Here is a 10999-nt window from a genome sequence, read left to right on the forward strand (position 1 = left end):
GTCAACAGTCAACAGTCAACAGTCAACAGTCAACAGTCAACAGTCAACAGTCAACAGTCAACAGTCAACAGTCAACCATTATCTAACTGACTGCCGCACATTTTACAAAATCTAGCATTAGCATCGTGTACAGACCAACCGCAACCTTTACAAACAGCTTCTCCGTGATTAGCACTTTTAACTAATTGTTTAATCAAATCCCCCAATTGCCAAGGAATCAGAGCAATTCCCGTCAAAATCATCAAAATAGTCAGAAAACGACCTGATTCTGAAATCGGAGTAACATCGCCAAATCCCACGGTGGTCATCGTGACAACCGAGAAATAAACAGCATCCAAAAAAGTTCCAAAACTTTCGGGATTGGCCGGATGTTCGACTTGATAAATCAAACCAGAATAAACAAAAATTATTGCCAGCAAAGTAAACAAAATCCGAGCAAAAATCACCCCATCTTCGCTGCTGATGCGGAAAATAGAAATTTTCAATTCCAGAAAGCGGATGAGTCGGAGAATTCTAAACCAGCGAAAAATTCGGATAAAACTAACGTTGACAAATCCCAGTAAAAATGGTAAGATTGCGAGCAAATCAATAATTGAAAAAAAACTAAAAATAAATTTAACTCGATTGTCGGCACACCACAGCCGCAATAAATACTCAACTGCAAAAACGATTAAAAGAACGGTATCGAGAGTTTGGAAATTAATTCTAACAGATTCCGAAATCGGGTAAGTTTCCGCGATGAAGCTGGCGGAAGATAAAAGAATGAGTCCGGTAAGAGTTAAATTGACGGTTCTGCCAATTGGGGTTTCGATGTCTTCGAGATAAAATCCAATTTGCGATCGGGTTAACATAGATGAGATAATTAATACCATTTATGAGGTAAGGGAATTATCGCATATGAGTATCGAATTAACTAAGGGTGAAAGGTTCAATCTTTCTAAAGAAACTCCTAATTTCAGTAAAATTGCGATCGCCCTGGGGTGGCAAGTCAGCCAGACAGCCCAAAACTGCGACATTGACGCATCTGTTTTTATGTTAGCGGCGGACGGTCGCATTCCCGATGAAAAGTATTTTGTATTTTACAACAATCTGACCTCCCCAGACGGTTCGGTGCGACATTCGGGAGACAGCAGGAATGGACAAATTGAGGGAGATGATGAGACGGTTTATCTGGATTTGAGCAAAATCAATTCCGCGATTCAGGAAATTGTGTTTGTGGTGACTATTCACGACGGACAGGAAAAAAATCAAAGTTTTAGTCAAGTTGAAAATGCTTTTATCCGGCTTTACAATTCAGAGACTCTTAGCGAATTGGTTCGGTACAATTTAAATCAGATATTTTCGCAAGAAACGGCTTTAGAATTTGGACGTTTGTATAAGAAGAACGGCGAATGGAGGTTTCAGGCTGTAGGACAGGGATATAATGCTGGGTTGCAAAGTTTTGTAGACAAGTATTATGTTGAAAATGCGGTTGAGAAAAGCTCGAAGGTTGGTGAGAAGGTTGATGATGCTGAGGTTGTGAGGCGGTTTAGCGATCGGGTCGATCGGTTATTGCGCGAAGAGGCGATCGATCAGACAGCGCTTCCAGCATCTAGCGAAGCGGTAGAACAGTCGGTGGCTACTCCTGCGAATGCGGATACTGCGGAATCTGAGGAAGAGGCAAAAATAGATGATTCTGCACTAGAAAATCTGGAACCAGCTATCACTGCTGAGGAATTTTTGCAACGGTATAATCAGGGAGAACGAGATTTTACGGGAGTTAATCTAGCCGGAGTAAATCTGAGCGGAAAATCCCTGGTTGAGGTCAACCTGAGTAGCGCTAATCTAAGGGGTGCAGAACTCTCTCAAGCAAACTTATCTGTTGCTAACCTGACTGAGGCAAATTTATGTGATGCCAACCTTAACAAAGCGAATCTCAGCTCAGCACAATTAGGCAAAACACAATTCATAAATGCAAATTTAAGTGAAGTAAATTTGCTTTATGCAAACCTAAGTGAAGCTAATTTGAGTGGAGTAAATCTCAGCGATGTTAATTTGTCTCCTGGGACGAATTTTAGTAGCTCCAATCTCAGTAAAGCTAACTTGACTGGGTTAAATTTGAGGAAAACACAATGGATGAATGCTGATTTGAGTAATGCAAACCTAAGTAATACTAACCTATTCGAGGCAAACCTTGAAGGGGCAAAGCTTGAAGGAGCAAAACTTGAACAAGCGCTGTGCAACGCACAGACTATCTTCCCCAGAGGATTTGACCCTGTTAAAGCAGGTGCTTACTTAATCGTTGCTGATGCTTCACTTTCCAACATAAACCTAGCTGGTGTTGACTTGAGTTGTTTCAACCTGAGTGAAGCTAACTTGAGCGGTGCAAACTTAACGAAAGCCAATTTGGAGGCGGCAAAACTGCTTCAGGCGAATCTGAGTGCAGCAAATTTGAGTGAAGCAAATCTGAATGGTGCTGACCTAACTACAGCAAGCTTAAGCGAAGCTAACTTGAGTAAAGCAAACCTTCGAGGTGCGAAACTAGCTGTGGCAAACTTGAGTGGAGCAAATCTGAAACAGGCAAATTTAGAGTACGCTAACCTTGTTGCGGCAGACCTCAGCCACGCTAATTTGAAAGATACAAAATTAGCCCGTGCCAACTTCAGCGATGCTAATCTGACTGGCGTAAATCTGGTGGGAGTAGCGCTGGACTCAGTAGATTTGAGTAGGGCAAACTTGACTGAGGTTAATCTCTGCGGCTCAAGTTTAGTGTACGCAAATTTGAATGGGGCAACACTTAGCTCAGCAGACTTGCGCGGCGCAAATTTGAATTGTACAAACCTAGAAAAAGCCAACTTAAACGGAGCAAACCTAAGTGGGGTGGCAAATCTGGAAACGGCAAAACTCGCAGGCGCAATTATGCCAGATGGCACAATTCACGAATGAATTCGATCGCAAATATTAAACAGTAAGATGGACAATGTATTTGTGTCAATTTAACCGAAAGTCCGCCAGGGAATGAATTCCCTGGCTAATAGCAAAAGTCCTCTGAAGAGGACTAATGAGTTCTTGAGTCCTCTTCAGAGGACTTAAGCTATGAGGCAGGGGTTTAAACCCCTGCCGGACTGAGGGAAATAGCGTTAAATTGACACCAATGGTGTGCATCGCCCTCCATACAAATAAAGTATGATGAGTGTGAAATGTCAAATACATAAATTTTCGATGAATGAATCCGACACAGAAATTATAGAATCTACCCTCAGATGGATGACCGAGTTTGTCGAGTTACCGCATCCAGTTTTCAGCGATTTACCGATTTGTCCCTTCGCTAAAAAGGCACGCTTGGCTAATCAAATTTTATTCAAAATCGAGCCGTTTTCAGCGCTGACTGAGTTCGATCGCGATTCTGCCATAATGAAATCGATTTATGAATTTTACAATTCGGAATTTGAAATAATGGTAGTAATTAATCCCGAAAAAACAGCAATTACGGGGCCAGAAACTAAAGAATTGATAGACAAATTGAATAATCAGATTTCAGAATTGGGCTTGCTGGCTTTTCACATCCATCCCGAAGAAGATTTTAATATTGACGGGCTTCATACTAGGAGGATGCCGTATCCGGGCTTCACGGTTCAAGTAAATTCTAAGCTGAAGCCAGCTTCCGATGCTTTAGAGAAAACTGAATATTACAAAAATTGGACAGCCGAACAACTAAAATATTTCGGGATTCCGAGAAATTGACGATCGCCCGCCCTCCCTTTCTCCCTGTCTTGCTTCGCGCCCTTGGCTACTTTCATCGCTTCAATCCTCCATGAGTTTGATGAGAGTTGTAAAAATACGCTCGCACTCTGAAGAAGCCTTGCGAACCTTGTCAACATCCAACATTTCTAACAGCTTGGAAGCGTGCTGTATCTTTTGATATTCGCCTTTCGATTTTGTGTTGCGGCTAGCTGCTTTCAGACTTGGTTCTAACAAATCCTTTTCAATCGTCTCTACATTAATATTTTTAGGAATCGCATTTTCTTTAAATCCCTGCCCGTAAAATCTTTTTAAAGTATCAATATCCGCTATCAACCAAGCTTCCATTGCTTGAACCATGAGATAGCAATGAGTCTGATCAACCCCAGCAGGCGAATCCCAGTTATCCCTCGACTTCAAATGCTCCCAAGGCGGCTGCTTTACAGGGGCTTCTGAGTCAACTAAAAGGATGATAAAAGCATTTGGGTGATCTGCCAAAGCATTCTTGAAATCCCTGAAAGCATTATTCCGGGAACCGCAAACAGTGATATTCCACTTGATTTTATTGCTGCGGGCAACCTCCACAAGTTCTTTGAAAAAAAAGCTAAATCCTCCTCGAAGTAATTGCTTTGTATTCTTGCCATCGCCGCCGCCTTCGATGTAAATGCGAACCTCTTTTACCATCGGTTGCCCCCGATTTCTCCCATCCGCCAAAGGTCTCCCAAACTGTAATTCTCAAGCCATTTTTTCAGTCGTTCGGGATCGAGACGGCTCAGGTGACTTCCTCTATCATCCCGATCGCATATTAACACTGACTCAGGACTCAGAGCCGACACTAAAGCATCAGAATGAGTTGTCACAATCAATTGTGTGCGCTGTGAGGCTTCGATCAACATTTCAGCAACAGCAGGCAGAATGTCGGGATGCAAGCCAATCTCCGGTTCTTCAATACAAATAAGTGGCGGGGGAGTTGGATCTAGAAGTAAAGCTATTAAGAATAAATAACGCAGCGTACCGTCTGATAAACGAGTTGCGGGTATTGGCTGAGTTAATCCTGTTTCGCGGATGAATATCTGGACAGTACCGCCATAAATCTTGATACTCAGTTCTTCAGCAGCATCGTAGAACAGTTGTAATTTTTCAATAATCAGCCTGCTTCCTAATTGATACTGTAAGTTATTTAAAACAAGTCCTAAGTTGTCACCATCTTCTAGGAGGGGATGTTCTGGCAAGTCAGTTTGCTGAGCCTTTCTAGATACTGCATCTCTCCCTGTCTGCCAGTTACGATATAAACAAATGTCGGCAAATTTATTTCCCAGATATGAGAGTTCTGGATATTGTTCGGGATCTTTTCTTTGAGATAAGATAGATTGATCGGGAATGATATCTTCTCGCCGCAGATTCCGCAGCTTTCTTGTTTGCTGCTCGTTGTCCTCTATAACATTGATAACTGGGCGACCCCGATCGCTATAACGGTAATAGAAAAATGGATTGCTTTCAGAACTATTGCGCGGTGCCTTATCTTCTATAGCTTCGTCCACTACTTCAAGTCTCTGACCGACTGCGGTAAAACTAATTTGATAGCGCAGTGGCATCGTTCGTTCTGGGTAATCTAAAATAGCCTCAATTTTTGCTGTGGGAGTACCTTTTTCACCTTTCCACAGAAAATCGCTGATACCACCTCCTTGACGAATCGGAGCAAGTAAGTCGGTAGGTGTTGCCTTCAACACTCCCATCGCTTCAATTAAGTTAGACTTGCCGGATGCGTTAGTACCGATCAATACATTCAGGGGTTGCAGTTCAATTTTTTCCCCCTCACTTCCATAGGAAAGGAAGTTTTGCAGTTGCACGGAGTGAATAAATCTCTTGCCTTCCACCTTGTCCTCCTATGCCAATTCTGCATTATTATACTTTACGAAAGCTTTTGTTTTTAGTCTTGAATTAAGTAGGTCTCAAAACTACCGATTCCCAGTCTTTGCCTTGAAGTCGGAGGGGGAGTGAGATATCCCGATCGATCGCACAACAGGCGACCTAATCTCCTGCAACGGTCTTTGACCCCTTACAATTAATTCAGCAAAAAATCTTTACACATAAGAACTCATGCAGCTCAAGTCAACAACCCGCCATATTCGCATATACACCGCCATCCTCGAAGATAACGAACTCGTCCCCAGCAACGACCTTTTGACCCTCGACATTGACCCAGATAACGAACTTAACTGGAACGACGAGTCAGTCAAACAGGTATATGCCAAGTTCGACCAACTCGTAGACGCCTACGAGGGCGAAGACTTGACCGAGTACAACCTCCGCCGCATCGGTTCGGAGTTGGAGCACTTGGTACGATCGTTCCTACAAAAAGGCCAAATCAGCTATAACCTCAACAGCCGCGCTGTTAACTACAGCATGGGATTGCCTCAAGTTGATGCCAAAATTCACCTGTAAGGGCGATCGGGCGATCGGCATTTATGTCAACTTAAGATTGAAACCCATAATAAATCTCGCTTGTAGCTGAGTTTCAATCCCTCCTACTCCTCTTAATTAGGGGAGTAGGGGGGAAAAGAGGGTTCTGTTTTGTCTCTCGCTTTGGGGATTGAGGGGGATTTAGACTTGGATACAGAGGAAAGGTGGAGATGGGGAGAATTGAGAAAATCTGCTTTTATTCTTCTTCCTGCTTGTTTCTGACTCCTGACTCCTGACTCCCGGCTTCTTCCTTCTCCCGACTGGCCTCGGACTTCTCCCCCGCCTCCCCAGCATCAACCGGAGAATTTGGAACGTGATCTCGTTCCAAAAACTGTTTAACTGCGACTTGGCGGTTGGCCATAAACTGACCCCAAGCGCCGGGAAACATCCCATCCAAGGTTTCCACCAGTGCCCAAACCTCAAGATTCATCACTTGGTAATAGAAACTGTGAGAATGTTGAATGCTAGTGAGTATTTCGTCTATTTCAACAGCAGGCGGCAGCTTCGGATCGGGCAAATTCTTGGGAAAGGCGCTGGGATCATGTGGGTGCATGGTTCAATACTCAACAGCTTGCAGAGGCCGGTCAGTCGATTTGAGATTTGAGATTTTAGATTTTAGATTGATTCCACAGATGAATCTGCGGGCTTGAACTAATATCTAATTTTTTTTGCTCTCCACGACTCCTGTCGGGGGCTTGCGTCCATCAGTCGATTTTAGATTTTAGATTGACTCCACAGATGAATCTGGGCGCTTGAACTAATATCTAATTTTTTTTGCTGTCCACGATTCCTGTCGGGGGCTGGCATCCGTCAGTTGATTTTAGATTTTAGATTTGAGATTGACTCCACAGATGAATCTGCGGGCCTGTATCCGTCTTTGGGTAGGGTTAAATTTAACTTCTGTTGCGAAACTAGCGTGCGAGGCACAGATGACCCTTCGCGAGAAAACCGACAATTGATATTTATCTATACCTGTCGGCTCAGGTGATTTCTACCTAGCTGCATCATACCATTAGAGTTAGTCTAAAATCTCAATTCCCTTGAGTGCTGCGATTTCTTCGGAAATTGCCGCTATCAGGAATATGCTGAAAACAGCGTGATTTCAAGCCGAGGACTTGGGCGCCGCGCGATCGTCTAACCGTGAAAGCTCATAGCAAGATTCATCCGACCGTCAACAAAATGGTAAACTGTTCGTGTCAGTACAAGACATTAAAACCTACCCCTAGACTGGGGAAAGTCAGATATCACTACGCACACAACAGTGGAAACGTGGTGAGCCCGGAAACCTGAAAAATCAGGAGATTAGGACTGCGAAGTCTTAAGAATCTCCGTCTGTTGAGAAAGCGGGGGTGTCAAATAATCGCCACGTATCAACCCGTCGAGGTTCAATCGCTAAAATAGTTCAGATCAGCACGCTTGCCCCAAGGCGTCAGGAACCCTTATGCAAAACTCTGTGGCAAAACACTACTTATGGGCTTTAGGTGAAGGGATCAAAGGGTGTAAGCCAGGCGATCTGATCGCTGGTCGCTACTTGGTCAAGCGCGATCGACTTCTTGTCGATACTCAACCCGAACACTTGCCGGAACTGCCCGATGAGATTCCGAGTGTTGTCACTCCTTATCTGAGACTGTTTGCCTATCAGTTGCACGTACCTCAAGTATACGGTCTGGTATCGTCCAAGATGAGCAAGCTATCGGGAGATATCTGGCTGCTGGAAAACGTGCCTATTTTGAAGGTGACGGAATCTTTAATGCCGGAATTGGCGGATTCCTGGAAAGGAGCCGCAGCGATGCGCCAGCTCAATTGGCTGTGGCAAATGGCCCAGTTGTGGCAGCCGTGTATCGCTCAGGGCGTCGCTTCGACGCTGCTGACTCCCGAACTGCTACGGGTGGAAGGGCAATTGGTGCGGTTTCTGGAATTGCAGCCCGATCGCAGACCGCCTCATTTGTCGCAGTTGGGCAAATTGTGGCAGCAGTGGCTCGAAGATGCTCACCCGGCTATTGCCAATTTTTTGAGGCAACTTTGCCAGCAAATGGTTGCCGGTCAAGTGCGCCACGGCGAACAACTGATGGGCCAGTTGGATAAAGCTTTGGCAAAGTGCGGCCGATTTTACGATCGTCACGTTGAAATTGCCACGGGCACGGATGTAGGCAGATCCCGCGCTCACAACGAAGATGCTTGCTATCCCCCCAGCGGTACGCTGTTGGCAGGAAATCCGGGGGCGGAAGCTTGCGCGATCGTCTGCGACGGTATCGGCGGACAAGACGGCGGCGAAGTCGCTTCGGAAGAAGCAATTGGTGTGCTGCGCGACAAGTTGCAGCAAATGCCCCTGCATCAGGCTAATTGGGACCCGTTGAGCCTGACTTCCAAGCTGGAACGGGCGGCTTGTGCTGCTAACGACAAGATAGCCAGTCGCAACGACAGCGAACACCGCCAAGGCCGCCAGCGGATGGGAACTACGCTAGTTATGGGTTTAGCCCACATTCACGAGCTCTATGTCGCCCACGTCGGAGACAGTCGCGCTTACTGGATTACCCGCACCGGCTGCTATCAAGTTACTCTCGATGATAATGTGGCTTGCCGCGAGGTGCGTTTGGGCTACTCACTCTACCGGGATGCTTTGGAACAAGTGGCCGCCGGAGCTCTGATTCAAGCTTTGGGGATTACTTCGTCCAACACTTTGCACCCGACTGTGCAGCGTTTTCCAGTGGATGAAGACTGCGTTTTGCTGCTGTGTTCCGACGGTTTGAGTGATAAAGACCGGGTTGAGGAATGTTGGGAAGCGGAGATTTTGCCAATTCTCGACGGTAGCATTAGTTTAGCTAAGGCGCGCGATCGACTGATTGAGATTGCTAATACTAGAAACGGTCACGATAACGTCACTGTTGCTTTAATTCACTGTCAAGCACATTTGAGGGAAGACGGCAATACTTTTACAGAACTGTCTGTCGCACCTTTAGATACGCCGATCGAACTAATTTCCGATAGCGAGGATATGCCAACGGATTTGACCGAAAGCACAAGCCTGGGCGAGGGGAATTCTCAAGGAAAAACGCTGTTGTTACCGCCGGAAAAAAGCAAAAGTTTATTTTGGCTGCTGCTGAAAATTTTATTTTTATTAGGGTTGGGGGGTGTATTTGCTTATTTTTTCATCCCTCCGGTGGGTCGCGCGATCGATACTGCCGGGGAGTCGATTTTCGGGAAAGGCGGTTTAATTAAGGCTGGAAGGACGCCGGAGAAAACAGTTGAATCTGTAGCTTCTCCTGTCCAATCTTTAGAAACAGGCTCGTTTATAGAGATTAAAAGTTCTGGGGCTGGGGAATTGGAAAAAGAGGGCGATCGCTTGGATTTGCGAGGCGCAATCGGTGAGTTGACTGTCAAAGGAACAGTCCCAGCCGGCAGCGTTTTGCAGGTGACAAACAAACAGCTTACGCCTCAAGGCAATTGGCTGGAATTGAAAGTTTGTTCGATTCCTGAAATAGTGCGATCGAACTCTCCCAAACCCGAGTCAAATAAAGATTTTTCTACAGTTTCAAAACCGACACTGAATCCATCTCGCGCTGTGGCAACTCCCTCGCCTTCCCCGGCAGTTAAGCCAACAGTCGAAGTAGAAAGCGCCAAGCTGCAACCGGGGGAAATTGGATGGATTCAAGAACAAGCTGCTGTTGATAAGGTACTCTCCAACCCAGCCCCAAACCCTAATCAACAGGGAAAATGCGTTGATTCTGACTCAAATCCCAATGCTAATTAAACTGTTAATGCTAGCTCCGACCAAGGTAATTTGAGTAAGTTTAGGAAAATGGAAGATGCAGCTTGCTAAAAATAGAATAGTTTAAGGCAGACACAGAGCTAAAATAAAATTTGAGACCGCTCAAGCCGAAGATTCATCAACTTCTTGATTCGAGATCAAACTATGACGAAAATTACAGACTATTTCCAGGGAGTTTATGCGGTAAATCTCCCTGAAAGGAAAGACCGACGGCAACTCATAGTCAAGGAATTAGAGAAAGCAGGAATGCCCCTCACGCCCAATAAGGTTGAGATATTTCCCGCAATCCGCCCCGACGAAGCAGGAGGTTTCCCCAGCATTGGGGCGAGGGGATGCTTTTCCAGTCATGTAGGTATCCTCAAGCAGGCAAAAGACAAGGGGTTGAGCAATATTTTGATTGTAGAAGACGACCTAGAACTTTCAGCAAAGTTCAGAACAGACCAAGCTGTTATCCTCGAACAACTGTGTCAGCAAGATTGGGATTTCGTCTACTTCGGACACGTCGAAGAGGTTGAACAAAAGTCTCTTGTCGCCCTCGTACCCTTTTCTGGGGGGGTAATGACCACTCATTTTTACGCTGTCAATGGCAGGATTTTCGATCGCCTCCTGCGGTTTCTGGAAGAAGTGCAAAACCGACCTCCGGGACATCCCGACGGCGGCCCGATGCACCTCGACGGAGCTTATTCTACTTTCCGAGCTCAAAATCCCGATGTTGTCACCTTGATTGCTTCTCCAAACCTGGGGTGGCAAAGGAGTTCCCCTAGTGACATCACTCCTAATTGGTTTGACGGTGTACCTGGGTTGAGGCAATTGGCAGATGCAGCAAGAACCAGCAAAACAAGGCTGAAGCGTTGGCGTTCTAGTTAATTGGATTCGAGTTTAAAATCCTTCGCTTATATCAAATCTGTTAGCACGATCGCCCGGAAAATAATTAATACCAAATCCGGGTTTATTAGTCCCTTTATGAAGGGGCGTTGCTGAGTTAGAGTATGAATAGGAGGAATAATTTATGCAATGCCCAGAATGTAAATCAACCCATATCCGTAA

At 45.4% G+C, this 10999-nt stretch carries 9 protein-coding genes; 5 read left to right on the forward strand and 4 right to left on the reverse strand.

What is annotated here, in order from left to right:
* Window positions 1-71 precede the first annotated feature (71 nt).
* On the reverse strand, window positions 72-872 hold the full coding sequence (locus tag QUB06_RS32805; RefSeq protein WP_333438823.1) for an ion transporter: 801 nt from the start codon (window positions 870-872) through the stop codon (window positions 72-74).
* A gap of 25 nt (window positions 873-897) precedes the next feature.
* Here QUB06_RS32805 and QUB06_RS32810 point away from each other — a divergent pair, with 25 nt between their 5' ends.
* Together QUB06_RS32810 and QUB06_RS32815 are read left to right on the forward strand one after the other, a co-directional pair.
* The gene (locus tag QUB06_RS32810; protein WP_333438824.1) at window positions 898-2925 is read left to right on the forward strand and encodes a pentapeptide repeat-containing protein; all 2028 of its coding nucleotides are present in this window, start codon (window positions 898-900) and stop codon (window positions 2923-2925) included.
* 276 nt (window positions 2926-3201) lie between these two features.
* Window positions 3202-3723 carry a hypothetical protein gene (locus tag QUB06_RS32815; protein ID WP_333438825.1) on the forward strand — a complete coding sequence of 174 codons (522 nt, stop codon included), beginning with the start codon at window positions 3202-3204 and terminating at the stop codon, window positions 3721-3723.
* A 60-nt stretch (window positions 3724-3783) separates the two neighbouring features.
* On the opposite strand, the gene QUB06_RS32820 is transcribed toward QUB06_RS32815, so the two are convergent.
* Together QUB06_RS32820 and QUB06_RS32825 are read right to left on the reverse strand one after the other, a co-directional pair.
* Complete coding sequence (locus QUB06_RS32820; RefSeq protein ID WP_333438826.1) at window positions 3784-4404, reverse strand: DUF4276 family protein; 621 nt, start codon at window positions 4402-4404, stop codon at window positions 3784-3786.
* Window positions 4398-5597, reverse strand: coding sequence for an AAA family ATPase (locus QUB06_RS32825; RefSeq protein ID WP_333438827.1), 1200 nt, complete (start codon window positions 5595-5597; stop codon window positions 4398-4400). The genes QUB06_RS32820 and QUB06_RS32825 overlap by 7 nt, the downstream gene beginning before the upstream one ends.
* Window positions 5598-5820: 223 nt before the next feature.
* Between QUB06_RS32825 and QUB06_RS32830 the strand changes: the two genes are divergently transcribed.
* The gene (locus tag QUB06_RS32830; protein WP_333239357.1) at window positions 5821-6165 is read left to right on the forward strand and encodes an NAD(P)H-quinone oxidoreductase subunit M; all 345 of its coding nucleotides are present in this window, start codon (window positions 5821-5823) and stop codon (window positions 6163-6165) included.
* 214 nt (window positions 6166-6379) lie between these two features.
* Here QUB06_RS32830 and QUB06_RS32835 read toward each other — a convergent pair whose 3' ends face one another.
* Window positions 6380-6736, reverse strand: coding sequence for a hypothetical protein (locus QUB06_RS32835; RefSeq protein WP_333438828.1), 357 nt, complete (start codon window positions 6734-6736; stop codon window positions 6380-6382).
* A gap of 888 nt (window positions 6737-7624) precedes the next feature.
* Here QUB06_RS32835 and QUB06_RS32840 point away from each other — a divergent pair.
* A complete protein-coding gene (locus QUB06_RS32840; protein WP_333438829.1) occupies window positions 7625-9934 on the forward strand; it encodes a protein phosphatase 2C domain-containing protein in 2310 nt (769 codons plus the stop codon).
* A gap of 162 nt (window positions 9935-10096) precedes the next feature.
* A complete protein-coding gene (locus QUB06_RS32845) occupies window positions 10097-10819 on the forward strand; it encodes a glycosyltransferase family 25 protein (RefSeq protein ID WP_333438830.1) in 723 nt (240 codons plus the stop codon).
* The last annotated feature ends 180 nt before the right edge of the window (window positions 10820-10999 follow it).

The organism is Microcoleus sp. D2_18a_D3 (genome assembly GCF_036702455.1).
In the GTDB taxonomy this organism is placed as follows: Bacteria; Cyanobacteriota; Cyanobacteriia; order Cyanobacteriales; family Microcoleaceae; genus Microcoleus.

Coding starts and splice junctions, on each gene's coding strand:
- QUB06_RS32805 (WP_333438823.1), bottom strand. CDS start 872: ATGGTATTAATTATCTCATCTATGTTAACCCGATCGCAAATTGGATTT.
- QUB06_RS32810 (WP_333438824.1), top strand. CDS start 898: ATGAGTATCGAATTAACTAAGGGTGAAAGGTTCAATCTTTCTAAAGAA.
- QUB06_RS32815 (WP_333438825.1), top strand. CDS start 3,202: ATGAATGAATCCGACACAGAAATTATAGAATCTACCCTCAGATGGATG.
- QUB06_RS32820 (WP_333438826.1), bottom strand. CDS start 4,404: ATGGTAAAAGAGGTTCGCATTTACATCGAAGGCGGCGGCGATGGCAAG.
- QUB06_RS32830 (WP_333239357.1), top strand. CDS start 5,821: ATGCAGCTCAAGTCAACAACCCGCCATATTCGCATATACACCGCCATC.
- QUB06_RS32835 (WP_333438828.1), bottom strand. CDS start 6,736: ATGCACCCACATGATCCCAGCGCCTTTCCCAAGAATTTGCCCGATCCG.
- QUB06_RS32840 (WP_333438829.1), top strand. CDS start 7,625: ATGCAAAACTCTGTGGCAAAACACTACTTATGGGCTTTAGGTGAAGGG.
- QUB06_RS32845 (WP_333438830.1), top strand. CDS start 10,097: ATGACGAAAATTACAGACTATTTCCAGGGAGTTTATGCGGTAAATCTC.